General features: G+C 69.0%; 20 protein-coding genes and 5 pseudogenes. 12 read left to right on the top strand and 13 right to left on the bottom strand.

Annotated elements, in window-relative coordinates; genetic code table 11:
- Window positions 1-65: 65 nt before the first annotated feature.
- The 4 genes from ACWCXB_RS32545 to ACWCXB_RS32530 form a co-directional block, all read right to left on the bottom strand.
- Window positions 66-479, bottom strand: a complete 414-nt coding sequence (locus ACWCXB_RS32545) for an NUDIX domain-containing protein (RefSeq protein WP_450727387.1) — start codon at window positions 477-479, stop codon at window positions 66-68.
- A 198-nt stretch (window positions 480-677) separates the two neighbouring features.
- Complete coding sequence (locus ACWCXB_RS32540) at window positions 678-884, bottom strand: hypothetical protein (RefSeq protein ID WP_450727385.1); 207 nt, start codon at window positions 882-884, stop codon at window positions 678-680.
- Window positions 885-894: 10 nt separating this feature from the next.
- On the bottom strand, window positions 895-1,362 hold the full coding sequence (locus ACWCXB_RS32535) for a hypothetical protein (RefSeq protein ID WP_450727383.1): 468 nt from the start codon (window positions 1,360-1,362) through the stop codon (window positions 895-897).
- Window positions 1,363-1,409: 47 nt separating this feature from the next.
- Window positions 1,410-4,232, bottom strand: coding sequence for a CHAT domain-containing protein (locus tag ACWCXB_RS32530; RefSeq protein ID WP_450727381.1), 2,823 nt, complete (start codon window positions 4,230-4,232; stop codon window positions 1,410-1,412).
- A 759-nt stretch (window positions 4,233-4,991) separates the two neighbouring features.
- Between ACWCXB_RS32530 and ACWCXB_RS32525 the strand changes: the two are divergent.
- Window positions 4,992-5,144: pseudogene (locus ACWCXB_RS32525) on the top strand (transposase); the annotation flags it as partial.
- Between the two features lie 50 nt (window positions 5,145-5,194).
- Window positions 5,195-6,012 (top strand): IS5 family transposase gene (locus ACWCXB_RS32520; RefSeq protein ID WP_450727379.1). Its coding sequence is split into 2 segments (ribosomal slippage): window positions 5,195-5,537 and window positions 5,537-6,012, totalling 819 coding nucleotides; the frame shifts between segments, so codons are not numbered across the junction.
- Window positions 6,013-6,171: 159 nt separating this feature from the next.
- On the opposite strand, the gene ACWCXB_RS32515 is transcribed toward ACWCXB_RS32520, so the two are convergent.
- Window positions 6,172-7,503 (bottom strand): IS1380 family transposase, encoded by a 1,332-nt coding sequence (locus ACWCXB_RS32515; protein ID WP_450727377.1) that lies wholly within the window; start codon window positions 7,501-7,503, stop codon window positions 6,172-6,174.
- Between the two features lie 262 nt (window positions 7,504-7,765).
- Here ACWCXB_RS32515 and ACWCXB_RS32510 point away from each other — a divergent pair, with 262 nt between their 5' ends.
- The 4 genes and pseudogenes from ACWCXB_RS32510 to ACWCXB_RS32495 all read left to right on the top strand — a co-directional run bounded on the left by ACWCXB_RS32510 (window position 7,766) and on the right by ACWCXB_RS32495 (window position 14,467).
- Window positions 7,766-7,975 (top strand): hypothetical protein, encoded by a 210-nt coding sequence (locus ACWCXB_RS32510; RefSeq protein ID WP_450727375.1) that lies wholly within the window; start codon window positions 7,766-7,768, stop codon window positions 7,973-7,975.
- 62 nt (window positions 7,976-8,037) lie between these two features.
- Complete coding sequence (locus ACWCXB_RS32505; RefSeq protein WP_450727373.1) at window positions 8,038-10,527, top strand: SpoIIE family protein phosphatase; 2,490 nt, start codon at window positions 8,038-8,040, stop codon at window positions 10,525-10,527.
- A 203-nt stretch (window positions 10,528-10,730) separates the two neighbouring features.
- Window positions 10,731-13,187, top strand: coding sequence for a SpoIIE family protein phosphatase (locus ACWCXB_RS32500; protein WP_450727371.1), 2,457 nt, complete (start codon window positions 10,731-10,733; stop codon window positions 13,185-13,187).
- Between the two features lie 191 nt (window positions 13,188-13,378).
- A pseudogene (locus ACWCXB_RS32495) lies at window positions 13,379-14,467 on the top strand (MerR family transcriptional regulator).
- On the opposite strand, the gene ACWCXB_RS32490 reads toward ACWCXB_RS32495, so the two are convergent.
- Window positions 14,387-14,677 carry a helix-turn-helix domain-containing protein gene (locus tag ACWCXB_RS32490; protein ID WP_450727369.1) on the bottom strand — a complete coding sequence of 97 codons (291 nt, stop codon included), beginning with the start codon at window positions 14,675-14,677 and terminating at the stop codon, window positions 14,387-14,389. The pseudogene ACWCXB_RS32495 and the gene ACWCXB_RS32490 sit on opposite strands and share 81 nt — an antisense overlap.
- 674 nt (window positions 14,678-15,351) lie before the next feature.
- Between ACWCXB_RS32490 and ACWCXB_RS32485 the strand changes: the two genes are divergently transcribed.
- A complete protein-coding gene (locus tag ACWCXB_RS32485; RefSeq protein WP_450727422.1) occupies window positions 15,352-16,833 on the top strand; it encodes a cytochrome P450 in 1,482 nt (493 codons plus the stop codon).
- A 392-nt stretch (window positions 16,834-17,225) separates the two neighbouring features.
- Here the strand turns inward: ACWCXB_RS32485 and ACWCXB_RS32480 are convergent.
- From ACWCXB_RS32480 to ACWCXB_RS32470, 3 genes and pseudogenes are all read right to left on the bottom strand, one after another.
- A pseudogene (locus ACWCXB_RS32480) lies at window positions 17,226-17,656 on the bottom strand (DUF2267 domain-containing protein).
- Between the two features lie 69 nt (window positions 17,657-17,725).
- Window positions 17,726-18,121 (bottom strand): DUF2267 domain-containing protein, encoded by a 396-nt coding sequence (locus ACWCXB_RS32475; protein ID WP_450727367.1) that lies wholly within the window; start codon window positions 18,119-18,121, stop codon window positions 17,726-17,728.
- A gap of 100 nt (window positions 18,122-18,221) precedes the next feature.
- The gene (locus ACWCXB_RS32470; RefSeq protein ID WP_450727365.1) at window positions 18,222-18,653 is read right to left on the bottom strand and encodes an Hsp20/alpha crystallin family protein; all 432 of its coding nucleotides are present in this window, start codon (window positions 18,651-18,653) and stop codon (window positions 18,222-18,224) included.
- Between the two features lie 128 nt (window positions 18,654-18,781).
- Here ACWCXB_RS32470 and ACWCXB_RS32465 point away from each other — a divergent pair, with 128 nt between their 5' ends.
- Window positions 18,782-19,414, top strand: coding sequence for a type III effector protein (locus tag ACWCXB_RS32465; RefSeq protein WP_450727363.1), 633 nt, complete (start codon window positions 18,782-18,784; stop codon window positions 19,412-19,414).
- 107 nt (window positions 19,415-19,521) lie between these two features.
- Complete coding sequence (locus ACWCXB_RS32460) at window positions 19,522-19,677, top strand: hypothetical protein (RefSeq protein ID WP_450727361.1); 156 nt, start codon at window positions 19,522-19,524, stop codon at window positions 19,675-19,677.
- A 234-nt stretch (window positions 19,678-19,911) separates the two neighbouring features.
- On the opposite strand, the gene ACWCXB_RS32455 is transcribed toward ACWCXB_RS32460, so the two are convergent.
- From ACWCXB_RS32455 to ACWCXB_RS32445, 3 genes are all read right to left on the bottom strand, one after another.
- Window positions 19,912-20,841, bottom strand: a complete 930-nt coding sequence (locus ACWCXB_RS32455; protein WP_450727359.1) for a formylglycine-generating enzyme family protein — start codon at window positions 20,839-20,841, stop codon at window positions 19,912-19,914.
- Window positions 20,842-20,921: 80 nt separating this feature from the next.
- Window positions 20,922-22,322 carry a sulfatase family protein gene (locus ACWCXB_RS32450; protein WP_450727358.1) on the bottom strand — a complete coding sequence of 467 codons (1,401 nt, stop codon included), beginning with the start codon at window positions 22,320-22,322 and terminating at the stop codon, window positions 20,922-20,924.
- Between the two features lie 287 nt (window positions 22,323-22,609).
- Window positions 22,610-22,696 carry a putative leader peptide gene (locus ACWCXB_RS32445; RefSeq protein ID WP_450727420.1) on the bottom strand — a complete coding sequence of 29 codons (87 nt, stop codon included), beginning with the start codon at window positions 22,694-22,696 and terminating at the stop codon, window positions 22,610-22,612.
- Between the two features lie 228 nt (window positions 22,697-22,924).
- On the opposite strand from ACWCXB_RS32445, the gene ACWCXB_RS32440 reads away from it, so the two are divergent.
- The 3 genes and pseudogenes from ACWCXB_RS32440 to ACWCXB_RS32430 all read left to right on the top strand — a co-directional run.
- On the top strand, window positions 22,925-23,638 hold the full coding sequence (locus tag ACWCXB_RS32440) for a helicase associated domain-containing protein (protein ID WP_450727357.1): 714 nt from the start codon (window positions 22,925-22,927) through the stop codon (window positions 23,636-23,638).
- Window positions 23,639-23,868: 230 nt separating this feature from the next.
- Window positions 23,869-24,069, top strand: a pseudogene (locus tag ACWCXB_RS32435) (hypothetical protein); the annotation flags it as partial.
- Window positions 24,066-24,262 (top strand): annotated as a pseudogene (locus ACWCXB_RS32430) (Trm112 family protein); the annotation flags it as partial. The pseudogenes ACWCXB_RS32435 and ACWCXB_RS32430, both read left to right, overlap by 4 nt.
- 285 nt (window positions 24,263-24,547) lie before the next feature.
- On the opposite strand, the gene ACWCXB_RS32425 reads toward ACWCXB_RS32430, so the two are convergent.
- Window positions 24,548-25,504 carry an SDR family NAD(P)-dependent oxidoreductase gene (locus ACWCXB_RS32425; RefSeq protein ID WP_450727356.1) on the bottom strand — a complete coding sequence of 319 codons (957 nt, stop codon included), beginning with the start codon at window positions 25,502-25,504 and terminating at the stop codon, window positions 24,548-24,550.
- Window positions 25,505-25,578: the final 74 nt, after the last annotated feature.

Genomic DNA, 25,578 nt, shown 5'->3' with positions numbered 1-25,578 from the left:
ACTGGCGGGGCATCTACAGTGCCATCTTCGTCCACTGAGACTCCCCCGCAGACCATCACCGCCCTTCAGGGAGTGGGGGTGGTGGCGCCCATGTCGTGGGTTTCGACGTAGCCGTCACGGGGATGGTGACGCGCGGTGTAAGCAGCTGCCAGGCGCGCCCAGTTGGCCGGGATCATCTCCGCCTCCCAGTCGGCCAGGATGCGCACGTCCCATCCATCGTGCTCGTCCGCGTCCAGCGCAATAGCGCCCAGCTGGTCGGGGGTGAGGGTGCCACCGTCGAAGATGAACCCGATCCGGGGCACCGTCCATGCCTTGTCGATGGTCGCGAAGTGGGTGAGCAGCAGCGGTCGGGGGCCGGTGAGGACGATGCCGGTCTCTTCGCGGGTCTCGCGTACGGCGGTCTCCCACGGTGTCTCTCCTGCGTCCATGACGCCGCCGGGAAGCTGCCACACTTCCCCCTGTTCGGGGAGCGCAGGCACAGAGGCCGGTCCTCGGTGTCAGTGAAGATGGTGGTCGGCGTGAGAATGACATGGCCCTTCGTCACTCATGCCAGCAACGGGTGAGCACCGCCCGTCAATGTCAACGACCAGATCGCTGCGCCTGCGCCACTGACGCTCAGACGACGACGTTCAACTGACACTCCCCCGCAGGCCATCACTCGCTGCCATCCACGAAGGTCAGCCGTTCTTGCCTGAGCCCTCTGTCTCGGCGCGGGAGGTGTCCGAATCTCCCGGGGCGGCAGGATCCTGATTGTTGGGCGGTGCTGTGGTGCCCCGCTTGCCCTTGGCCTTGTAGACCGAGGGGTCGGGCAGGTCGTCGTAGATGACGACCTCCTCCTGCGAAGCGTCGCCGGACGGGGCGGGACTGGCGCTGGAGTGTGACATGGGTCTTCCTTCACATTAGGTTCAAGATCCACAGAAGGATCTCCAGAGTGAGGCAGCATCCGGCGGCCGCGACCGCGTTCCGCCTCTTGGTGAGGTGGCTGTCGTTGATCTGCGAGGAGCGGTAGATCGTGGCCGCGAGATTCAGGTGCAGGGCCTCCTCGCTGAGCGGTGGCTGCCGGTCCGTCATCCAGCCGTGGTGGATGACCACGGGGGAAAAGCCCACGTACCACTTTCTGATGGTTCCGGCGACGACCCAGCCGCTGATGAGGACGACGACGACGAAGAGAGCGATGGCGAGCCAGCCGGACACCCCGATGCTGGTCTTGCGCAGTAGACCGGCGCCGAAGAAGCTGGTGGCAACCGAGGACGCGGCCACGAGGCCTGAGGCGCGGGTGCGCAGTTGCTCAAGCTCTCGCTCTTGCGCCGTCAGTTGGCGGATCGCCTCTTCGTACAGGAGCTTGTAGCGTGCGTCAGACATGATTGCTGATCATCCCCCCTGCGGGCCCGGACGTGTGGCCTTTTGCGTCAACCCATCACGTAGAACGGGGCCCACAGCGCGGGATGCTTGTGCGCCTCGAGCACTTCCATCTGTGCCTGGCGCAGCGCCATGGCCGCGTTGCGGCCGTCCAACCGGCCCTCGAGGTGCCGGTAGAAGCGGCGGAAGAGATCGGCTGTGACGACCTGCTCCGTAGCCCACAGGGAGCTGACGACCGAACACCTGGCGCTGGAGTAGACGGCGCCGGGCATGCTGATCATCTCGTCCAGGGCACGGCCACCTGCCAGCCCGCTCTCGCACGAGGAAAGCACCATCAGCATCACATCCGTGCAGTCGGTCCTTCTCAACTCCTCCACCGTCAGCACCTGGTCTTGAGCCAGTACGATGCCGCTCTTGCGTGGCCGGTCTTCGTCCGCGTATCCGTGTGCGTTGAAGTGCACGAGGCTGTGCGTGGGAAGGTGTGCACGCACCGCGTCCAACGAGGCCTGCTCCCCTTGCAGTTCGGTGCGCTCACCAACCATGACCCGCAGCTGCGCCAGCTCTTCACCGCCGTATTCGAGAGGGTCGTAACCGGTGGAGGGCTGAGGGCTGTCGACGATCAGCGCCTTCACATGACGCTGGGCCGGGCCGCGTGCCTGCTGCCTCAGCAGCAGTGCGGCGTTGGGAATGTAGCTGCAGGCCACGTGCTCAAGTGCCCATCTGCGTCTGCCGTCGCGCCAATGCCACGCCGCCCACATCGGCAGCACGGCCAGCAGGCCTGTCGGTGTGATGCGCACGTGCCCGGCGCCGTCGAGCTCTTCGATGACAGGCCCCATGACCGCCCGCCAGAGCCATTCAGTGACGTCGTAAAGCGCCTTGCCCCAGGCCTGCCATGAGGAGTCGCCGTCGCCGCGGTGGTCCATGCGATCGCGGTAGGCCTGCAGATAGGTGGCGCCGTTCCTCTTCAGCTCACGGGCAGTCAGGAGAGGCAGCGACCGGTGCGTGAGCGTCCCATCGGGTCGGACCAGGAGGAGTGAGCCTTCGGAGAGCCCCGGTGCGATGTACGCGATGGGTGCCTCGCGCGCGGCCCGGCGAACATCCTCCATCCCGCCACCGGTCCTCGGGAAAGCAGCGCATCCTTCCACTTGCCGGATGGCCGCAAGCGTCCGGTCCCTCTGCCTGGCCGCATGCCGCAGCTGTTGCGTCTGCTGCTCGATGTCCGGGGGCGAGAGGAGCTGGCGACTTTCCCGACGGCTCTGCTCGAAGTCGTCGGCCAGGCCGCGGTAGTGGCGGTCGGCGTCGAGAAACGCATCGGCGAGATCGGTGTGCCCGGCACTAGACAGGCTCTCGAGTTCCTCCTCGGGATGCGCCACCACCGAGGAGTAGAGTACCGAACGCCCCTGTTCCACAGCGAGAACGGCCTCCTCCGCGCAGTCGATCTGTGCCAGAGCGTTCGCTGCACAACCATGGACATCAGCCGCCTGAGTGAGCCAGACCTCCTTGTGACCGAGCATCACCTGTCCGTCGGTGAGTCTGCGGCGAGCTCGCAGAGCGATGCGGTATGCCTCGGCGGACGACTTCCTGTCCTCGTGCGCGTCGGCACCCATCGCCCGGTGGGTGGAGAGGTCCAACAGGGTTGCCGGGTCACCTTCGGGTGCTGCGGCACAGGCCGCCTTCCACACCCAGTCACACAGCCACTTCGTGTCAGAGTCCGGTGCCCTGGTCGCCAACGTCGCCTGCGCTGCGAGGTCGAGCAGGCGCAGGTGGCTGCGGGTCCCGGGAAGGCAGTGGGTGAGGCCTGCGGCGATCACGGATACAAGGCTGGTGGCCGTGTCGAGGATGCCTTCGTCTCCCAGACGGTCCTGGCGTCTCAGCACGGTCGCCAGCCGGGTGGCCAGGACGACGCCCGCCTCGCCGACTCCCTGAGGGTCCGACATCCTCATGAACCCCTCGAGAGCCGCGTGACCCTGCTGCACAGACCGTGTCAGGGCATCCACGTCGTCGCTTTCGAAGGCGAGCTCGTATTCGAGCCGGCTCCGCAGCAAATCCACCTCCAGCCGTACCAGCCGCTCGAACCGGTTCCGCCTGACCCAGTGCGTCGAAGAGCCCGGCCACAGGGCGAGGCCGCGACCGCCGGAGAAGAGGTCCACCGCCAGATCGAGCCTCTTGCGAATCTCCCGGTACGACTGCTTCTGCCAATTGACTTGAAGCTCGGCCATCATTGCCGCCGCCTCCAGGCGCAGACAGCGCACGACCGCTTCCCTGCCCGGTTCGCGGGGGTGCCCCTTCGAACGCCGCGGCTTGGCCAACTCCAAGCCGGCCTCGGCCGCAGGCTTCAGGGCGGCGTGAGCCAGCTCCCAGTTCATCAGGTCTGGCTCTGACTCGGCTCGCTTCAGAAGCACTTCGGCGAGATGGGTCAAGGCACGGCAGCGCTGCACATCGTCTGCCGCGCTTGCCACCGCATCGCGTGCTGAGTGCTCGGCAGCGTCAAAATCCTCCCGGCGGTGGGTGATCGCTGCCCCGGCGAGCATCACGCGCGACTGCCCCAGAAGACGCTTGGAGGCCCCACGGCCCGATCTCCGCAGGCCCGCAGTGACCTGGTACGCCTCGCGCGCGAGCCAGGCATCGCGCAGCCGGCGACGGCGGTAGGAGAACAAGCCGTTCTGAATCTCGGCCTGCCCGTCGACGAGCTCCTCGTCCCAGGACGCGAGGACGCTGACGGACGCTGACGCAAGCGTGGAGAGCTCAGAGCGGGACAACACTTCGAAGACCGGTCGCTCCTCTTCCGCGTACCGCTGATTGATGCTCACCGGCACGAACAGAACACGTCGGTCTCGCCGTTCGTCCTTCGGACCGCCGTCTTTGCGCTTCACCCAGCCCCCTGCTCGCGCAAGCCTCCCCCTCCATGGAGCTACCCCATTTAACCCCCTCCCGCAGCCGGAAAGGACGACTTCGAGTGCAGCCGCTGTCCGCCGGTGTGGTCGACGGTCTCGCCGGCGCTTGCCTCCTGGTGGTGGTCGGCGTGAGAGTGACATGGCCCTTTGTCACTCATGCCAGCAACGAGTGAGCACCGCCCGTCAGTGTCAACGACCAGATCACCGCTCCTGCGCCACTGACGCTCAGACGACGACGTTCAACTGACACTCCCCCGCAGACCATCAACGGCTCGGTCACCAGCCATCGCTGAAACCCCGACAGCGACAGCAAGCTCGGCGCACGCCAGTCCAGGCGCCGCTCTGCGCAGTGGTTCAGGTAGAGCGCGATCCGTCCGGCGTATACGCGCTCGGTGTTCGGCGACGTCCGCGGGAACGCAGCGAGGCGATGAACGCCGTGACCTCCACCTGCAGGTCGAGCGTCGCGGAATGAGCGAGACGAACGCGGATGCCGGTGGCATCCACGCCACCGAGCCTGCGCCGGCCCCGATCGTGCCTGGCTTCCGGACCGCTACAAAATCCGGTTCAGCTCAGTGCACCGTGGTGGGCCCATATGCGCTGCGGACACACATACCCGCATCCCCGCACTTGTTCAGACCGTCCTCACCCTCCGCCTCAACGCCGCAAACTGCGGTTGGAAAAGGCTCACTCGCGCAAGCGGCACCCCGGAATGTCGTGTCCCGCCGAGTGGTGTAGTTGCTGGGCCGCCACCGCTGGACCATCGAGCGCACCATGGCTTGGCTCGCCGGCTGTCGACGCCTCCACCGACGTTACGAGCGCAAAGCCGAGCACTTCCTCGCCTTCACCAGCATCGCTTGCACACTCATCTGCTACCGCAGACTCACCAAATGAGATGACCTCTAAGACGGTGTCCTACGTGGTGATCGCTCGTTGGTCCGTCTATGGGGCGGGGTACGTGGAGTTGGATTGTTCCGGACGGCCTGTGGGAGCTTGCCAGGCCGTTGATTCCGGAGGACCGGGTGCGACCGCAGGGCGGCGGGACCCAGAACACGCCTGATGAGACGCTGTTCGCGGCGATCATCTACGTGCTGGTCAGCGGCTGCGCCTGGCGGGCACTGCCGCCATGCTTCGGCATATCGAAGTCGACGGCCCATCGCCGGTTCATGATCTGGTCGCGGGCCGGCGTCTGGGGTCGGCTCCACGAAGCGGTCCTGCACCAACTCGACGACGCAGGCCTCATCGACGTCTCCCGCGTCGTCCTCGACTCCGCGCACGTGCGCGCTAAAAAGGGGGCGAACACACAGGTCCGAGTCCCGTGGACAGGGGCAAGCCGGGTTCCAAGATGCACGTCCTGTCGGACGCGAACGGACTGCCCCTGGTCGTCGGCGTCTCCGCCGCCAACGTCCACGACAGCGAAGGCCTGAAGCCCATGGTGGCCGGTCACCAAACGAGACACGACCCCCACCGCGGACGCTACTTCAAGCCACAACGGCTACACGCCGACAAGGCGTACGACATTCCCCATCTGCGAAAATGGTTACGTGGCAAGCGCATCGGAGTGCGCATCGCCCGCAAGGGCATCGAGTCCAGCGAACGATTGGGCCGCCGCCGATGGGTGATCGAGCGGACCATCTCCTGGCTGTCCGGCTACCGCAGACTCAGCCCTCGCTATGAACGCAATCCCCGCAACTACCTGGCCTTTCTCGGCCTCGCCGCAGCCATCTGCTGCTACAAGCGGTACGTCCGCCTCACCACGTAGGACACCGTCTAAGCCCGGATCCACCGATCGGTGATGTTGTTGTGGGCTGCGGTCCGGTGACGTCGGGTGCCGTTGTGTTGAGCGGGAGGAGGGCGTGCGGGACCTGCCGGTCTGCCGGCTTCTCCGGGTTCCTGGGTCGTAGGGACAGGGGCAGTGGAGTCAGCCGTGTCGCGGCAGTGCGGTGATAGCCGTGAGGGCGTGTTTGAACGCGTCGGCCCAGGGCCAGCGGGTGGGAAGCCGTAGCCGCAGGCGTCGGGCTGTGTGGATGAGGCGGCCCGGGACGGTGAACAGGGTGCGTTGAAGGGTGGCGGCAGTGGCCCGGGTCAGGTCGTGGCCGGCGAGGATGCCGACCGCGCGGCCGAGGTTGTGAGCCATCGCTGCCAGTGCGAGCCAGGCCGCGTTCGCGGTGAAACGCCCTGAAGGTAGGTGAGCCAGCCCGGCGGACTTCAGCTCGGCGATGGTCTGCTCGACCACGGCATGCCGGCGGTGATCGGCCTCGATCTCGAGGAGATCGCCGGTGCGGTCGGTGACGAATGCATGGTGGTCGTAGGTGGTGAACAGGGCCAGCTGGGAGCCGGGGGTGGGACGGACCCGGCGCACGATCAGCCGCACCGTGACCGGTGTCTTGGTGTGCGCGAAGCAGGTGTAAGTGGTCTCGGCGACGTCCGCGCCGGAGACTTCCGGGGTGGACAGCCAGTACGGGATCGGCGTCCATGCGTCGTCGGGGATGGCCGCGATGGCGGCCTTGATCTTGGGGTCCTGGCGGACGGTGATCGAGAAGCGCACGTCCAGTTTGCGGGCGGTCAGCAGCACGTCCTTGGAGTAGAACGCGGAGTCCGCCCGGACGGTCAGCTGCCCGGATGCTCCCGCATGGCGGGTGCGACTGACAGTCTCGGTCAGGAACGATTTCGCGCCGCGGGCCGCACCGGCGTTTCCGCCCCGCAGGCGGCAGAAGAGGACCTGCCCGCTCTGGGCCAAGGTGGCTAGTTGCGGGTGGTAGCCGCGGGTCCTGGTGTAGCCGAACGCTGCACCCTGCTTGGCCCGTCCGTAGACCGGAACGATGGTGGAGTCCAGGTCGATGGTCAAAGGGCCGGCCAGGTCAGCGGGCCCGCCGCCTGCAGCCCACAGGCGCTTGAGGAACTCGCGGGAGACCGCGTCGAGCTGGCGGATGTTGTGCCAGCGGAACGACCTCAGCCAGGTGCCCACAGTGGAAGGGGCGCGGGTGGCGTTGAAGATTTCACCGGCCGCACCTGCCCGCAGCAGGGCGGTGTCATCGATCGAGTCGCCCCCGCCCAGCACCGACCCGATAACCGTCAGCACCTTCGCTCCGCCGTGTGCTCCGTGCGACTGCAAGTGCACACGGCTCTCGACCAGTTCTGCCAGGCCGGTCCGCTGCGCGAGCAGAGCCGGGGCCAGCAACCCGGCGCACGGCACGAGGTTCGGCCCGTCGAAACTCACCGGAACCCGGCCCAGATCATGAGAAGCTCGCACTCGTCAGATGCCCTCTCGACGCGGAACGATTCGGCCTCAGCAACCGAAATCATCCCAAGTCAGAGGGCATCTGTCCGTTCAAATCCACGATCCGCCACCACAACGAAGCGGTGGATCCGGGCTTAACCGCCTGCGAGCTCTCGTCACATCCCTCTCCACGCCATATGACCTGCTCTTCACCACGGTCCTTGACCCCGACGAGCCGCTCACCGGCACCCACGACCACAACGCAGCCTTTCGCCGCCTCGGCGCAAGGAGCCTCGTGATCTCCCTGCCCCTCGCTGGCATCGCCCAGGTCACCCGCGGTCGCCTGCACAGCATCCCCGACGACAACGCCCGGGTCACGGGCCCGATCTCGTTCGACGGGACGTCGCCGAAGGCGGCCTGTTCGCGTGCCTCAAAGGGCCGCATCCTCGACGGCCACGACTTCGCTGCCAGGCCGCAGCCGACGGCCACGCCCTGCGATCTGTGATCGGTGCGTCTCGCTGGGTTGCCGCCTTGGGCTGGCAGCCCTGACCTGCGCAGACTGGAAGTATGCGCGGGATGACCGTCGGCGAGAGGGCGGAGCGTGAGGATCTCCTCGCTGCAGCCGTCGTCGAAGCCGTCGAAGGAACCGGCGCGTACGCGGGAAGCGTCTTTCTGCGCTCCCGCGACCGCCGGTCGATCGTGCTCGCCGCGACGTGCGGGACGCCGCCCTCCCTGCTCGGTGGCTGGCGCCTCATCCCGGTGAACAGTCCCATCCCGGTCGCCGTGGCGTACAGCTTTGGACGCACGGTCCACCTGGCTGACGCCCAGGAGACGATGCGCCGGTATCCCCAGCTCGCGGTGGCCCTGCCGTACGCCTTCGGCTCCTGCTCCGTGCCGGTGGGCGCAGGCCGGGAGACCTTCGGATCGCTGGCGATCGTATGGGCGGCCCCGCCCGGCAGCGAAGGACTGTCCAAAGCCCGGCGCCGCCAAGTGCGGAACATCGCCGGCCGGCTCGGTAACTCCCTCGCCGCCCTGCGTGCCCGTACCGGCGATCCTGTGGAATGCGACCCGGTGACGATTCCCGTCGAGGTCCCGGCCCCTTCGGCGACGGCTGTGCGGGGCGGCCTGTTCGACTGGGACCTCGACCTGGGCGCCTTCACCGTGGACGACGAGCTCTGCGCGATCTTCGGTCTCGACCCTCGCGCTTTCGACGGACGAGCCGAAACGCTTGCTTCCTGCCTGCACCCCGGCGATCGTGCTGCCTTCTGGGCCTGCGCCCGGGAGGCAGCCGGCGAGGGCCGGTTCACCGCGCGGCGCCTGCGCATACGGGACCGCGTAGGGGATCGCAGCAGCGGCGGCGAGAGGTACTGCACCGTCGAGTGGTGGGGCCGCGTCCTGGAGGTCGGCGACACGCCGGCGCGCACGCATCTGGTCGGTGCGGTCGTGGATGCCCGGGCCGGCAGTGCGGCCGTCGCAGCGGTCGAACGGCTGCGGGACGGGCTGTTCTCCCTCGCCCCCGACGGGCGGGTCACTTACGTCAACCACAGCGCCCTGCAGCTGCTGGGCGTTCGCGGCGACGAGTTGCTGGGCCGGTTCCTGTGGGACGTGCTGCCGTGGCTGTCCGACCCCGACGTCGAGTACCGGCACCGGTCCGCGATGATCTCGCAGACGCCGTCCTCCTTCCTGGCCCGCCGGCCGCCCGAGCAGTGGCTCGCCGTCTCCCTTCACCCGCAGGCGGACGGGGTGACCGGCCGAGTGGCCCCCGTGATCCGCCCGCCGCCGGCCGTGGCAGCCACCGTCTCCACGGCCGCTGGATCCGCTACCCCGCCGGCGCGTCTGGGCGTCATGTACCACGTCCTGCAGCTCGGCAGCGCGCTGACCGAGGCGGTCACCGCCCGCGAAGTCTGCGAAGTCGTCGCCGACCAGCTTCTGCCGGCTTTCGGAGGCCAGCAGCTGGCGATCTACGTGGTCCGCAACGCAGCCATGCAGCTGCTCTTCCACACCGGCCACCACGAAGACTTCCTCGACTGGCTGCAGGGCGTACCACTGCATGCCCGCATGCCCGGCACCGAGGCCCTGACCTCTGGCACCCCGCTCTTCATCGAGTCGCAGCAGGACCTTGCCCGTGGCTACCCGGGCATCCCCACGGGCGAGGTGAGTTCCTGGGCGTATCTGCCGCTGATCGCCTCCAGCCGCCCGGTCGGCACCTGCGTCCTCGGCTTCGACGACATCCATCGGTTCACGCAGAAGGACCGCGGCGTCCTCACCGCACTCGCCGGGCTGATCGCCCAGGCCCTGGAGCGAGCACGGCTCTACGACGCGGAGTTCGCCGTCGCGCGCGGCCTGCAGCAGGCGCTCCTGCCGCACCGGCTGCCGACCGTCCCGGGCATCCGCACCGTCGCCCGCTATCTGCCCGGCACCAGCGGAATGGACATCGGTGGCGACTGGTACGACGTCATCCCCACCACCCGTGGGGTCTCTCTCGTCATCGGAGATGTGCAGGGGCACAGCATCGCCGCCGCGGCCACTATGGCTCAACTGCGCAGCGCGGTGCGAGCCTTCACGGCCGTGGACCATACGCCCGGCGATGTGATGGCGGGCGTCAACCGGACCCTCCTCGACCTCGACCCCGGGCTGCTGGCCAGCTGCTGCTCCATCCACCTCGAACCCCGCAGCCACTACGCCTGCGCCGTCACCGCCGGCCACCCTCCACCCCTGCTCCGCCTCCCCGACGGCACGACCGATGTCCTTGACCTCGACGTCGGCCCACTCCTGGGTGTGGAGTGCGCAAGCGCCTATCCCCCGACCCGGATCGCTCTCCCACCGGGATCCGTCATCGCCCTCTATACCGACGGCCTGGTCGAGGAACCCGGAGTCGACATCGATGTGGGGATCGACCGCCTGCGGACATCCCTGGCCCACGCCCGCGCGGACTCACTGGATGAACTCGCCGACCGGCTCCTGCACAATGCCCGCGGCTCCTCCTACCGGGCCGACGACATCGCCCTGCTGCTCACCGAGTACGGTTCCGGGCCACGGCACCGAGACGACATCTGAGGACGACCACCCCGGCGTCGGCCGCCACGACGACTCCCTGGCGCGCCCACCCAGCAGCCAGTTGGGCGCTACCTCCAAACCCGGTCGTTTACGGCCGGGTCACGTTGACCGGTCACCCTATGTGATCAGGGTGGAGATCGCGCGTGCGGTTGTTGTCTGTCCTGCAGCACGGGATGCTGGGGAGCACGAAGGGAAGCGGTGTCATGGATCGTTTTCCGAGTGCGGCCAACGTGGATTTCCACAGTCCCTTGGACCTCTCCAAGGCCGCCACCGCCGTACTGGACGACAAGGGCCGCATTGTCGGGTGGGGATCCTCGGCCCAGCGCCTCCTCGGACATGCTCCCGAGGATGTACTCGGCCAGTCGGCCGCCCGGCTGCTGGCGACGAGTTCTGGGGAGCGACCGTCTGCCCTCTGCAGGGCGCACAAGACCCGCAGCACCGTCCTGGACCTCTGTCATCGGGACGGGCGTACGGTGCGCGCGGCCGTGATGTTCAGCCCGCTGTCGCACGGGAGCGGCGCTGCGGCCGTCGTGGTGGCCGCCGAACTGGAGGCGCTCCGCAGCTGGGAGGCGCAGCTGGCGATGCTGCAGGGTCTGGCGACCGAGTCTCCCGTGGGCCTGACGATCTTCGATACCGACATGCGCGTCGTCTGGGGGAACGTCTCCACCGATCTGGAGCTCGGGGGGATCGCCCAGTACACCGGTCGGCCGGCCGCGGATCTCTTTCCGGAAGGCGAATTCATCTCCCGCCACCATCCCCCGGACGAGGACCAGGTGATGCACCACGTGCTGACGACGGGGGAGCCGATCGTCGGCATGCATTACCGCGGGCGCGCCCCCGCCGACCCGGTGCGCGAGCACGTCTGGTCCTGCTCCTACCACCGGCTGCTGGACGCCCGGGGCGAACCGCTGGGGCTGTTCGAGGAGTCCCTGGACATCACCGACCGCTACCGCGCCCAGGAACGACTGTCGCTTCTGGTGCGGGCGGGAAAGCGCGTCGGTGCCTCGCTGGACGTGCGTCGTACGGCTGCGGAACTGGCCGACGTGGCGGTACCGCAGCTGGCCGACGAGGTGCTGGTGGATCTGCCCCCGGCGGTCATCGAGGGACGGCAGCCGCCGACGCGCTCGGCGCCGGGACACGGTCTGCTGCGGATGCACGGTCGGACTCCGGAAGAGTTCCGGACCAGCCCGGTCTCCTACCCACCCTCGTCACCGCAGGCGCTGAGCCTTGCCACCGGCCGCTGCGTCGTCGACGCCTGCCCGCGCGAGGCACCGGGCGAGGCGGGGTCGGCCGCCTCGCACTCCTGCCTGTTCGTCCCGCTGCTCACCCGCGAGGCCGTCCTGGGCCTGGCCACCTTCCGGCGCAACAGCAACCCCGACCCCTTCGGCCCCGAGGAGCAGGCACTCGCCATGGAGCTGGCCGAGCGGGCCGCCGTCGGCATCGACAACGCCCGCCGGTACACCAGTCAGCATGCGGCAGCCCTGGTACTGCAGCGAAGCCTGCTGCCACGGCACCTGCCTCAGCAGAGCGCGGTCGACGTTGCGTATCGCTACCTGCCTGCCGACAGCCGCGTGGGCGTGGGCGGCGACTGGTTCGACGTGATCCCGCTGTCCGGGGCCAGAGTGGGACTGACTGTAGGTGACGTGGTGGGCCACGGTATGCACGCTGCCGCGACCATGGGCCGGCTGCGCGCCACCGTACGGACCCTTGCTCTGCTGGACTTGGACCCGGCCGAGCTGCTCACACGGCTGGACGACCTGGTCGCGCAGGAATCGGAGCCCGACGCGGATGACGGGCTGAGCGGCGGGGCAATGGTAGTGACCTGCCTGTATGCGATCTACGACCCGGTCAGCGGCCGGTGCGTCTGGGCCAGCGCGGGCCATCCCCCGCCGATGGTGGCCGATGCGAGCGGTTCGGTGGCCATGTCTTCTCTGGCGCCGGGACCGCCCTTGGGGCTGGGCGGCCTGCCGTACGAGAACGTTGAGCTGGACCTGTCCAACGGCAGCGTGCTGGCGTTCTTCACCGACGGCGTCGTGGAGGACCGGTGCCAGGACATCGACAGCGGCATCGACCGCCTGGCCGAGGTGCTCACCTGGCAGCGATGCCCGCTGGAGGAACTGTGTGACCGGGCGCTGTCGGCCCTGCCGCCCGGACCACAGGTGGACGACGCCACGCTGCTGCTCGTCCGCACTCGGCAGCTCGACGCCGACCAGGTGACGGACCTGGAGCTGCCGTCCGACCCAGCCATGGTGGCCCAGGCCCGTACGCTCACCGAGCGCCAGCTGGGGACCTGGGGCCTGTCCGAGCTGTCGTTCACTGCCGCACTCGTGGTGAGCGAGCTGGTCACCAACGGCATCCGGTACGCCACCGGACCGGTCATGCTGAGGCTGATCAGGGATCGCTGCTTGCTGTGCGAGGTCTCCGACAGCGCGCACACCGCACCACACCTGCGGCGCGCGCGCCGCGACGACGAGGGAGGCCGCGGCCTGTTCCTCGTCGCCCAGATGTCCCAGCGCTGGGGCACGCGGTACACCTCCTCCGGGAAGACGATCTGGGCCGAGCTGGCCATCCCCAAGGACAGCTCGAGTCAGGGGCCGGATGCCCCGTTGAGCGCAGCCCGCGGCAATCAGCACCTCGCCGGTCATGCATGGTCCTGCTGACCGAGGGCGGCGTCGCCCTCCCCCAGACGGAGGCCTCCCCTCCTGCTGCGGTCATGACCGCTCGACAGCCTGCAGCTACTGGCCGGCGCGGCGGTGGAGCCACGCGCGGTACCAGGAGCGAAGCGCTTGACCCTCACGTGGCGTCATGCCGCATTGTCGGTGGCGTGGAGGAACACCTGTCCGTGGGACGCGTGGCCGAGCTGGCCGGCGTGAGCGTCCGCACACTGCATCACTACGACGAGATCGGCCTTGTGCAGCCATCCGCGCGGACCTCGGCCGGATACCGGGCCTACTCGGCGGGCGACGTGGAGCGACTGCGGGAGGTGCTCGCCTACCGGCGGCTGGGCTTCGGATTGCGTGAAATCGCGGATCTCGTTGACGACCCGACCAACGACGCGGTCGCGCACCTACACCGGCTGCGCGGCCTGCTGCTGGACCAGCGCGACCGCGCTGCTGCCATGGTGACGGCCATAGACGGGGAACTGGAGGCACGGGCAATGGGGATCAGGACGACGCCAGAGGAACAACTGAAAGTATTCGGCGCGCAGTTGTACGAAGCCATCGGGTCCGCTTACCCGGCGACGCGACGCACCGAGCCGCGGATCGCCGCGAGGATCTGGGATGCGCTCGGGGACGCACGGACGGTACTGAACGTGGGCGCCGGCACCGGCTCCTACTAACCCCCAGACCGCGACGTGACCGCGGTGGAACCGTCGGCGGTCATGCGGGCGCAGCGTCCCGCGAGCGCGGCGCCGTGCGTGGCCGCCGCCGCGGAGAGCCTCCCGTTCGAGGACCAGTCCTTCGACGCCGCGATGGCCTTCAGCACCGTTCATCACTGGCAGGACCCGATCGCCGGGCTGCGCGAGATGCGGCGAGTGGCCCGGCGCGTGGTGGTGTTCACGCACGACGCCAGTGACACCGGCTGGCGTCACCGGTTCTGGCTCACCCGCGACTACCTGCCTGAGGTCGCTGGCCTGGTCGCTGGCCGGCCCTCGGTGGACCAGCTGGCCAGCGCGATCGGGGCCCGCATGGAGCCGGTGCTCATCCCGTGGGACTGCGCTGACGGCTTCTTCGAGGCCTACTGGCGCCGGCCCGAGGCGTACCTGGACGAACATGTGCGCCGCGCGGTATCGGTATGGACCAGAGTCGGGTCGGAGGCCGAGCAGCGGGCGGTAAACAGGCTTCGCGGCGACCTTTCCTCAGGCCGGTGGGCCGAGCGCAACCGCGACCTCGTCGCCCTCGACGCGGCAGAGCTCGGCCTCCGCCTTCTCGTAGCCTGAACCCGCGGTCTTGAGCCAAGGGTGCTCGCGCTTGGCGTCGGCCAGCTCGGCCGCCTGCGGCACGTAGTTCATCCACGCGCCCCGACGTTGGTGCTCCCGCCACTGTTCGAGAGCGGTGTTCCACACCGCCCGGCAGACACTCGCGCACTCCTCGCACTGCCCAGCCTGCTCGGCCGTCAGCTCAAGCCGGCACCTCCGACCGGACAGCATAGGAACACCCCCCCTCGAGCTGACGCGATCAACGTAGTGCACGCCACTGACAACGAAGCGAACTCCGCCGCTGCGCGGCTCCGACCTGAAGATGAGCTAACCCCCAGCTAAAGCAGGGGGTCTGCGCTCAAGAACGCCGATCAAGCGTCGCTGCCGGTCCACTTTCCAGCCGTCGACGACAAACGGGGCACCGCGCACCCCTGATCCGGTCCCAAGGCCCACGGGCTCAGCGGGTGCTTGCGGTCAGCTGCTCACAGCGTTCGTGCTCCGTCAGCTGCGCGGCAAATTCACCGCGCAGCCCGAGTGACGTCTCGCCGACCGCCGGGACTTGGACCGGAGACAGACCGGAAGCGCAACCCATTCGCCATGCTCCGCGACGAAGGCTTCCACCAAGGGCCTGAGTGCGGGTACTTGCCGCGGGCTCGTTGGTGGTCGTGGTAGCTGCGGGAGGCGGGAACGTGCAGGGCGAAGACGTGCAGGGCGGGCGCTCGTAGGGCGTTGGCGTGTGCTGTGTTGAGGAGCGCTTCAAGAGTTCGCCGGTTGGGTGAGCACTTCGGGGTTTGGCGGTGTGCTCCAGGCGGGCAGGTGCTGGTACGGACTGCGCAAATGCCGGCCGAGGCAATCGGCCTGCGTGTTGCAGCTGTCCGAGGAGACCTGCATTTCCCCCGGCCCCGATTGCCGCTGCGCAGCCGACAACTGGGCCGCGGCTCGAAGACGTCGTCAGCCACCCGGACACGGGCATCCGGCCGGCCCCCGGGGAGACGCGGCCACCGCCCGAGCCACGCGGAGGGATCATCAACACCAAAATCGCAGCGCCCATAGCACCGGGAGCGCTACCGCTGCTCGGCCACGCCCTTCCGCTGCTGCGCAATCCCCTCCCGTTCCTGGCCTCCCTGCCCGCCCTTGGTGACCTGGTCCGGATCAGGCTGGGCCCTCAGCACGTGTATGTGACCTGCAGTCCTGAGCTGACCCGCCGGGTCCTCCTGGAGGACAGCACTTTCGACAAGGGCGGGCTGCTCTTCGACCGCGCCCGAGAGACCCTCGGCAACGGACTGGGCACCTGTCCTCACCGTGACCACCGGCGTCAGCGGCACCTGATCCAGCCTGCCTTCCACCCCGAGCGCCTGCCCCGCTACGGCCAGGTGATGACCGAACAGATCACCGCGGTCACCCGCTCCTGGCAGCAGGGACAGGTCATCGATGTGCTCGCCGAAATGCAGCAGATCACGGCGCGCACACTCGTCGCCACGATGCTCGCCGACGCCCGCCTGACCGGCGTGGCCCTCACCGAGATGATCGACGATCTCCACACCTTCCAGGCCGCTTTCTACCGGCGGATGTTCATGCCACCGCCCCTGGACCGGCTCCCCACCCCGGGCAACCGCCGCTACGTCCGGGCCGGCACCCGCCTGCGCGCCAGGCTCAGCCGTATCATCGCCGAGTACCGCGCCGCCGGCACCGACCACGGCGACCTGCTCTCCGCCCTCCTCGCCGCCCGCGACCCCCACAGCGGCGACGCCGCCGGCCAAGGCATGTCCGATGCCGAGCTCACCGACCAGATAGTCACCTTCTCCTTCGCCGGAACAGAAACCACCGCCGCCCTTCTGGCCTGGGCCCTGTACCTGATCGCCCACCATCCCGGCGTCGAAGAAGCCCTGCACCGCGAGACCGACGGCGTCCTGGCAGGCGCCGCCGCCGCCGTCGAAGATCTGCCCCGCCTGGAGGTGACCGGGCGCATCCTCACCGAAACCCTGCGGCTCTACCCGCCCGGCTACCTCCTCACCCGCACCACGACCCGCCCCGCCGAGCTCGGCGGCCACCTCCTCCCGGCCGGCGCCACCGTGGCCTACAGCCCCTACGTCATTCACCACCGGCCGGACCTGTATCCCGACCCTGAACGCTTCGACCCCGACCGGTGGAAGGACGGCGGCACCGCACGAACCCCTCGCGGCACCCTGGTGCCCTTCGCCGCCGGCCCCCGCAAATGCATCGGCGACACGTTCGCCATCACCGAGGCCACACTCGCCCTGGCCACCATCGCCACCCGCTGGCGCCTGGAACCCGTGTCCGGCGCACCCCTCCGCCCCGCACTCGGTTCCACCCTCACCCCCCAAGGGCTGCATATGCTCGCCACATCCCGCAGGCAAGGCCCGTAGCCTGCGGCGACGTCCCGCCCGCGCCGAGGGGTCGTTGACGACTGGGAACGGCCTCGATACTCACCGGGTGGACCTGGCCCTGGGTGCGCCGCAGTGTCAAGAAGCCGCGGATTTACGGACTCGGCGCACTGATGGTGGGGACGGCATGTCTGGTGCAGGGCCTGCTCCACTTCCGGCTCCTCGCGGTCCGCCTCCCGCCCCGCGACCTGAACCCCCCGGCTGAGAAGCGGCCCTGACGCCGGGTTCTTACCGGACCTGATGCGCTCGGCCGCGCGTGCCGACTCCTCGGTGCGCGCTGACGAGCGGGCGACGATGGTCACCTCGCGGGCCCCGAGGCGCAGGGCGGACAGCGTAGTGGCGGTCGCGTCCGCCCCGAGCACGCACGTCGCCGTCTACGCGGCGGTGGTGAGTTCGGCGCGGCCGAACAGCAGCGCGTAGCCGGAGGGGAGGTGGCGCAGGATGCGGGTCAGAAGGTCGGGGCCGGCGTAGGCCGCGAGGGCGGAGAAGACGGATCCGGTGTCCCAGCGGGTGGTGGCCAGGGAGGCGCCGGTGCGGGCGGCGAGGTCCTTGACAAAGGCCCAGCCACCCAGGCTGGGGTTCAGGGATCTGAGCGGTGAGGACGCGTGCGGCTTCGAGGGGCTGCGGGCGGCCCTTCGACGCGTTCGTCGCCGGTCAGCTGACGTCCCAGTCCCGCGAGGACGAGGCGGACGGCTTCCTCGGCCTTCTCACGGTTGGGGTAGGCGCCGTCGTGGCGGACCTTTTCCAGCATCTGCTCGTACGCCCTTGTGTAGGGCTGCTGGAGCGGCGCGCTCTGCTCGGACATCACTGCGGTGGTTGCCTTTCTGTCACCAGGGTCGTGGTGGCCGGTGTGCGGCCACCGGGGGGTGGGTGGTCAGGTGGGCTGGGGGCGGCCGAAGAGGAGGTCGTAGCCCGCGGGGAGCTGGAGCAGGATCTGTTTGAGCAGGTCGTCGCCAGCAGCGTCGGCGACGGTGCTGAGGACGGCGCTGACGTCCCACGCCGCGGTCTGTTCGGTGGCCCCTTCGATCCAGGCCGCCGTCGCCCGCACGAACCGCTCCGGTGGCAGCGGCTCGGCGCTCTGGAGCGGGTTGAGAAGGATCAGGGCGAAGCCTTCCGGCAGACGCGCCGCCAGCCGGGCGCGTACCTCGCCGACCAGATGTGCGCCCAGCAGGGCGAGCACCACGCGGGCCGCGCGCTCGGCCTCTTGCAAGGAGTCGTATTCGCCGCGTTCCTTCACCTGGTCGAGGAACGCTTCCCATCGCACAGTCACGTCGGCCGCACCCCTTCCTCGGTCCATGGGGCGCGGAGGACGGGATAGGGGGAGATCAGGTACCCGTCCTCCGCCGCTGTTCAGCGCTCGGCTGTCCGGCTCAGCCGGAGATTTCCTTGCGGCCGGATCCGACGCCGATGGAGATCTTGCGGGGCTTGGCGCGCTCGGCGATCGGGATGCGCAGGGTGAGCACGCCTGCGTCGTAGTCGGCCTTGATGTGCTCGGTGTCGAGGGTGTCGGCGAGCACGATCTGGCGGGAGAAGACGCCCAGCGGCCGCTCGGACAGCTCCATCTGCACGTCGTCGGCCTTCGCCACCGGTCGGCGCTCGGCCTTGACCGTCAGCATGTTCCGCTCGACGTCGATGTCGATCGCGTCCGCGCTGACGCCGGGGAGGTCGAAGGCCACCACGTACTCGTCGCCCTCGCGGTAGGCGTCCATCGGCATCGCCGACGGCCTCGACCAGGTGCCCGGGCCCATCAGCTGCTGCGCCAGCCGGTCCAGCTCACGGAAGGGGTCAGTGCGCATCAACATCGTGAAAAACACCTCCAGCAGGTTCGGGCAGTTGCTGCCAATGCGCCTCACTGAAACCGTTGTAACATGTCATCCAATGGATGACAAGCGTGACGTCGTCCAAAGGATGACTACTGAGGGAGGTGCCCATGACCCCGGCCGACCAGCCGGCATCGTCCAGCGCCGACACACAAGGCCCGGCCTCGTTCCTCGCCGCCGCGGCGGCCCTTCAAGCCATAGACGACGCCCTGCATGCCGCCCGGCACGAGGTCCCCGGCACTGCCGAGACCCACGACGTCGGCCCGCAGCAGGCCCTGGCCTCCCTCCTGCTGCTGCGGCAGGTACGCGAGCAGCTCGCCGGATGGGAATCCGGCCTGATCGAAACCGCTCGCCACGCGGGTGCCAGCTGGGCCGACCTCGCCCACCCCCTCGGCGTCGCCAGCCGCCAGGCCGCCGAACGCCGCTACCTGCGAGGCCGCCCCGGCCCCGCCGGAACCACCGGCGAACAACGCGTCCAGGCCGCCCGCGAACGCCGGGCCGCCGAACGCAGGACCGCCACCTGGGCCCGCCGCAACGCCGCCGACCTGCGCCGCATCGCCGGCCAGATCGCCGCCCTCACCGACCCGCCCACCGCGGCCCGCCTCCCGCTCAGCCGGCTTCACGCGGCCCTCGCCCACGACGACCCCGCCGAGCTCATCCGCCCCCTCAACGCCACCCGCCCCCACCTGACCACCGCCCACCCCGACCTCGCCGCACAACTCGACACCCTCACGCCCCCCTGACCTCACCCGTTATTCCAAGGTTCTGGAAGTGAGCGGCCGGCTCCGGCCCGGGCGGCGGCCGCAGCCCGTGTGGCCGGCCCGTACCGACTCATGTCCGGAGGGCTCCCATGCCCACGCCCCCGCCCACCGACCGCACGACCCTCGCCGCCGCCACGATCGGCTCGGCCCTCGCCGTGGTGGTCGCCGTCGAGGCGCCCGCCCTCGTCCCGGCGCTGGGCACCGGCCTGATGGCCTGGGGCGCGCACCCCTCCCTGCGGCTGTAGCCCAAGTCGCTGCCGCGGATGGCCTCTCGGCCGCGTGATCCTTCCGTGGTTTGCCTGAGCCTCTTGACCCCACGGAGCAGGACCTGCGGTCCGCAGTGGAGTCGCTGAAGCCCCTGCTGGCCGAGGTACGGCCCGGGTGGTTCAGAGTGGCCGAAGCCAAGGCTTCAGCTTGAGACCGGCGTGTCGGGTGGCTGCTGGCGGCCTCCACGAGCAGAGTCCGCGAGGTGCTCGCAGTCACGCCGCCACACGGAAGCCGATGTTTCCCGTGGAGCTGTCGGGGGTGTTGGAGCTGCGGGCCGCCACGCGGTAACGGTTGCAGTACGAGTCGTGGCACAGGTAGGAACCGCCGCGCATGACCCGGGCGGTGCCCTTCGGGGGGCCCGTCGGATTCTCACGCGGGCCGGAGGGGTGGAAGCCCACGCTGAACCAGTCGGAGCACCACTCCCACACGTTCCCCACGGTGTTGTACATGCCGTAGGCGTTGGGGCGGTACGACTTCACCGGGACGGTCCCGAGGTGGCCGGTGTGGGTGCTGGGGAAGACCCCTTCGTAGGTGTTGAGCAGTTGCGTTCCGTCCGGGGCGAGTTCGTCGCCCCAGGGGTAGCGGGCCTGCTCCAGGCCACCGCGGGCGGCGTACTCCCACTCCGCCTCGGTGGGCAGCCGGGTGCCCGACCACTCGCAGTACGCCTGCGCATCGTTCCAGGAGACATGGATGACAGGGTGGTTCTGCCGGGAGGCGATGACCGAACCGGCGCCTTCAGGGTGCTTCCAGGTGGCGCCGGACACCGCCCGCCACCAGGGCACCTCCGGCACCGGCTGCGAAGCGGCGGCGAGGTCGTCCGGCAGCAGTCCGTGGAAGACGAAGGAGAATCCGAAGCGCTCGGCTTCGGTGACGTAGCCGGTGGCCTTGACGAAGGTGGCGAACTGGGCGTTGGTCACCGTCGTGGCCGCGATCCGGAAGGGGGCGACCTCGACCTCGCGGATCGGGCCCTCGCCGTCGGCCGGGAAGCCGTCCGCGTCCTCGGTGCCCATGAGGAAGCGCCCGCCGGGCAGGTCGATCAGCTGCCGGGCTGCTCGGTGTGCGGGCGTGGGCTTCGGGGGCGCCGCGAGCTGGAGCGCGACGGCCGTGGCCGAGCCGTGGCCGGGTGTGCAGCAGGAGGACATGGCCTCTCCAGGAGTCGATGGGGCCCGTGGGGCACCGGCGGCCACCGCTGCCGGTGCCCCACGGGGTTGTCGTGCGGTGCCTAGCTGTTGCGGTCGGCCGCGAGCTGGGAGGCCAGGGCTGGGATGCCCAGGTTCTGCTCCTCCGCCGGGGTCGCCTGGTAGAGCCTGTTGGTGAGCTGGTACGGGTCGTTCACCAGGTCGTAGTACTCCCGGAAGGTCTTCTGCCCGGTGCCGAACTCCTTGCCGTTGGCGTCGGTGTACAGGTTGTAGTACTCGACGTACTGCTTGTCCTTGGCGACGTAGGACGCCCACGAGTCCTTGACGCCCGCGCTGCCGTGCTTCCACCACTCGACCAGCACGTGGTCGCGGCTGAAGCTGGACAGCAGGGACTTGCCGTCCACCGAGTGGGTCGGGGTGATCCCGGCGGCGTCCAGGATGGTCGGCGCGATGTCGATGTTGGCAACGATGCGGTTGTCGGTGGTCCCGGCGCCCAGGCCGCCGGCTGGCCAGGACAGGTAGAACGGCACCTCGTGAGCCGGAGAGTAGGGCGTCCCCTTCCCGAGGAGGCCGTGATCTGCCCACTGATAGCCGTTGTCGCCGATGTAGATGACCAGGGTGTTGTTCAACTGGCCCAGGGCTATCAGCTTGTTCTTGAACGCCTGCACCGCGTCGTCGACCGACAGCAGGGTGCGCAGCTGCCGCTCGCGTTGCGCCTTGCCGTCGGCCAGGGTGCTGGTCGCGTTCTGCACGTAGGTCGGCTTGTCGCTGCGGTCGTTCTCGGGGACGGAGGGACGACCGTTCCAGTCCGGCACGACCGTGTCGGCGTACTGGGTGGCGGGCGTGTTGGGCTCGTGCGAGGCATACGGGGTGACGTACGCGAACCACGGGCGGGTGTCGGTCGCGGCCTTGTCCAGGAAGCCCAGCGTCCTGTTTTTGATGATGTTGGTGGTGTACCCGTTGATCGTCTGGACGGTGCCGTTGACGTTCCATTGGGCGTCGACGTAGCCCGGCTGCAGGAGCGCGAAGTCCTCGAAGTGCGGCGGGTTGTTCGCGAGAGGCCAGGAGTTGAGGTACTTGCCGAACAGACCGGTGCGATAGCCCGCCTGCTTGAGATAGCGCTGCACCGTGGTGCTCTGGTCAAGCTGCAGCGAGGCGCCGTTGTTACGCACGCCGTGGTTGTGGGCGTAGCGGCCCGAGAAGACCGACGACCGCGAAGGTGCGCACAGCGGGGTGGTGACGTGGCCATTGTTGAAGGTCACACCCTGCCCGCCGAGCCAGTTGATGGTCTTCTGGAGCGCCCAGTTGGTTTGCTTGGGGTTGTCGTCGGTGACGATGAGCAGGATGTTGGGGCGCGTCGCAGCCGCGGCGGAACCACCGGCCGCCACCTGGGCTATCCCCGGCACGGCTGCCGTGGCCGCGGCAGCCGCCGTGCCGGCCAGGAAGCCGCGCCGACTCACTTGTGGTCTTCCGTTCTTACTCATGGGGTCGTTTCCTCCTGTTCATTTGTGCTGTGTGGCCGCGCGGACACGCCGAAATCCCGAACGGAATTCAACATGCGGAAATGAGAAACCGGAATTCAGGGCATGCCCGCGGCCCGCGGGACAGGCAGTCCTGCTGCCGTACACAAGGAAGCGACGGGAATCAGGCGTCGGGCGCCCGGCCGACCGCCACGGCGGCAGGGCAATCTGGAGCCAGGTGGGGATCCCGTGGCGATGTGGCGCGATCCGGCCGGATCAGTGATCGGGCGAACACGGCCCGACCTCGGCGGTCACGCCGCAGTGGCCGTACACAGTGCGCTCGCCACGCGTTCGAGATCGACGTGGCGGCGAGCAGAGAGCGCTGTTCCTGCTGCCATGCCGTGAGAGTAGGACTCACGAGAAGCCCTATCAATGTACGGAGTGTGAAAAGTGGAACTCTACTTATGAGTTACCCCACTTGGGCACGTTGTCCCGAAACGACCGGGCAAACGGGAGCAGAGCGGGGTCACGTCCGCTGGAGTGGTGTATCGACGGCCACTCGGTGATCTCAGCTACGCGGTGAGTTCGGTGGGCCAGGACGGTGGCGTCTGTTTCGACCCCATCAGGTGGAGGCGGGCTTTGATGAGGAGTTCGCGGGCCCGCCTCGTCATCACGACGGTCGGTCGGCCCGCGGCATCGCAGAACTGCCCGCTGGTGCGGTCCTCAGCGGGGACGACGCCGGGATGGTGTGGGAGCCGGGCGAGGAAGCCTGGGAGACCAAGCTGGCGATGCTGCGCGCGTTCCGGCGCGCGCATGGCCACCTTGCCCCGAGGCAGGACGCGGTGTGGGGCGACGCTGAGGGCGAGCTCGTGCCGGTAGGGCAGCACATGGCCAACCTCCGCAGGAAGGGCGGGCTCGGCAAAGACCAGGAGCGTGCGGAGATGCGCGCGAAACAGCTGACGGCTATCGACGAGGACTGGGCGTGCCCGTGGCCGCTGGACTGGCAACGCCATTACCGCGTCCTCGCCGACCTGGTCGAAGCCGATGGCATCCTGCCCGCCATCGAGCCGGGCGTGCTCTTCGAGGGCGACGATCTCGGGAGGTGGCTCCAGCGGCAGGCGAACTCATGGACGGAGCTGCCCGAAGAGCAACAGCGGCGACTGTCAGCGCTGGGCATCAAGCCCGCTGAACGGCCCACCCCAGCCCCGGTGACCAAGGCGGCCGAGAAGGCGTCAGCAGCCTTCCAGCGGGGCATTGCCACCCTCGCGCAGTACATCGCTCGCGAAGACCACAGGGCGGTACCGCGGGGGCACCTTGAACCCGTCGTTATCGACGGCTAGGACCACGAGCACAAGCTGGGTGTCTGGTACGCCAACCGGAAGCAGCGCCGCACAAGTTCACCCCCGAGCAGCGCGCCGCACTCGCGGAACTCGGCATCGAATGGGCATAGCCGGAGGCCGGGCGTAGGGCCGAAGGTTGGTCTACGCCCGGTACGAGGCATCCGCGTGCTCTGTAGGCGGTTCCATGGCCGCGACGCCCGCAGCAGGGACGCCGCGAGCACCCGAACTGCGGAACTGTCGCATTCAGTGAGCCGCTGCCGTCCGACCCGGTGCAGCTCGCCCTGCGGCTGGGCGGCACGGCCGTGGCCGTGTCCGTGCTGCTCGCCCTGCCCCGCCATGACGCACCACCCGCCGAGCCCCCTGACAAGGGGGAACACCCACGCACGCTCACCCGTCGCCCGCGTCCACGCCAACGAAGGAGCCGCCCATGAAGCCCGACGATCCGCTACTGAAGATCCTCGCCTGCCCGCTCGACAGCCGCTGGCGCTCACCGTCCCCGACGGGCTGCTCTATAAACCCCGTCTGCGCCGTCACTATCCCATCGTCGACGGCATCCCCCAGCTCCTTCCGTCCTCAGGCGAGCAGGTCACTGACACGGAACACGAGGAGCTGCTGGCCCGCATCGACGAGGTGGGGGGGGAGCCCGCCCCCGGTGACGCCGCCCGGGCGGCGGGGCCGGAAGCGACCGCCCCTACGGCGGCTCCACGCCGACGGACCCCAGCCCATGGCACCGTCATGTCGCGGGAGAGGTGGTGCTGAAGCAGCCCGGCTGGATAGCCCGGTGCCGGAGGACGCGGACAAGGTCGACGACCTCAGTCGTTTCCCACTCGGCATGCATCGGGTTGCCCCCGTCCCGTGCCACAACAACGCCCTGGGCACGAGGCGGTCACACGGCTACCCAAGCGTGTCCTAGCGGACGAGAGACTTGGACACGGCCCACAGCCGGGCAGCGTTCTCCCGGTCCAGGGCGTAGGGCGCCACACCCGCGATGGCACCGGCTCGTTCGGTGACCGGTGCGGCTTGCGCGCAGTCCTCGAAGTAGCGGCCGGTGACGCCGTCCACTGTCGGTGAGGCGGCCAGCAATACCGAGGTCGCGGCGCCCTGCTCGACGGTCTTCTGCGGGGGCAGTGCGAGTCCGGTCGTCTCGATGAAGCCGGCCAGCTGCTCCGCGTCCATGTGCCGGGCCAGCGACGTGTCGGCGATGTTGCCCGGCATCAGCGCGTTGGCGGTGATGCCGTCGTCGGCCCAGCGCTCGGCGGCACCGACGGCGAACAGGGTGTTGGCGGTCTTCGACTGGCCGTAGGAGGTCCAGGGGTCGTACGGGCGGAAGCGGTAGTCCAGGTCGTCGAAGATGACCGGCGAGAAGAGGTGGCCGATCGAGCTGACCGAGACGATCCGTGCGCCCTCAGCCGCCGCGAGTGCTGGCCGCAGTCCGACGGCGAGAGCGAAGTGGCCCAGGTGGTTGACGGCGAACTGCATCTCCCGGCCGTCAGGGGTGCGGGTGAGTTCCGGAAGGGCCATCACTCCAGCATTGTTGACCAGGATGTGCAGCGGCCCGGTCCACGCGTTCACGAACGCCGCGACGGTCGACCGGTCGGCCAGGTCGAGCCGCTCCACAGTCAATTCGCCTGATGTGGAGGGCAGTTCGGTCTCAAGGCGCGCCGCCACGCGGGCGCCCGCGTCGGTGTTCCGCACGGCCAGGGTGACGTCGGCGCCGGCCGCGGCGAGCGCCCGGGCCGTCTCCACCCCGATTCCGGAACTGGCTCCGGTCACCACGGCCCGGCGGCCGTGCAGGTCGACGCCGTCGATGACGTCGGCGGCGGTGGTGCTTGCCCCGAACGTGTGGGGCGTTTGGGGTCCGGACATGAGGTAAGTCTCCTGACTTGAGAAAACCGAAGCTTCAACGCGATCGGCTCACACGCCGATTGTGTTCGTCACCC

It is taken from the genome of Streptomyces sp. NPDC001514 (assembly GCF_053597075.1).
The sequence above is the reverse complement of the archived record's forward strand: the minus strand, read 5'-3'. Positions and strand labels throughout refer to the sequence as shown.

Bases quoted from the DNA above. Each gene is read 5' to 3' on its own strand.
- ACWCXB_RS32455 (WP_450727359.1), bottom strand. From the start codon at position 20,841: ATGTCCTCCTGCTGCACACCCGGCCACGGCTCGGCCACGGCCGTCGCG.
- ACWCXB_RS32505 (WP_450727373.1), top strand. From the start codon at position 8,038: ATGCGCGGGATGACCGTCGGCGAGAGGGCGGAGCGTGAGGATCTCCTC.
- ACWCXB_RS32470 (WP_450727365.1), bottom strand. From the start codon at position 18,653: ATGTTGATGCGCACTGACCCCTTCCGTGAGCTGGACCGGCTGGCGCAG.
- ACWCXB_RS32540 (WP_450727385.1), bottom strand. From the start codon at position 884: ATGTCACACTCCAGCGCCAGTCCCGCCCCGTCCGGCGACGCTTCGCAG.
- ACWCXB_RS32535 (WP_450727383.1), bottom strand. From the start codon at position 1,362: ATGTCTGACGCACGCTACAAGCTCCTGTACGAAGAGGCGATCCGCCAA.
- ACWCXB_RS32500 (WP_450727371.1), top strand. From the start codon at position 10,731: ATGGATCGTTTTCCGAGTGCGGCCAACGTGGATTTCCACAGTCCCTTG.
- ACWCXB_RS32460 (WP_450727361.1), top strand. From the start codon at position 19,522: ATGCCCACGCCCCCGCCCACCGACCGCACGACCCTCGCCGCCGCCACG.
- ACWCXB_RS32425 (WP_450727356.1), bottom strand. From the start codon at position 25,504: ATGTCCGGACCCCAAACGCCCCACACGTTCGGGGCAAGCACCACCGCC.
- ACWCXB_RS32445 (WP_450727420.1), bottom strand. From the start codon at position 22,696: ATGGCAGCAGGAACAGCGCTCTCTGCTCGCCGCCACGTCGATCTCGAA.
- ACWCXB_RS32450 (WP_450727358.1), bottom strand. From the start codon at position 22,322: ATGAGTAAGAACGGAAGACCACAAGTGAGTCGGCGCGGCTTCCTGGCC.
- ACWCXB_RS32465 (WP_450727363.1), top strand. From the start codon at position 18,782: ATGACCCCGGCCGACCAGCCGGCATCGTCCAGCGCCGACACACAAGGC.
- ACWCXB_RS32490 (WP_450727369.1), bottom strand. From the start codon at position 14,677: ATGCTGTCCGGTCGGAGGTGCCGGCTTGAGCTGACGGCCGAGCAGGCT.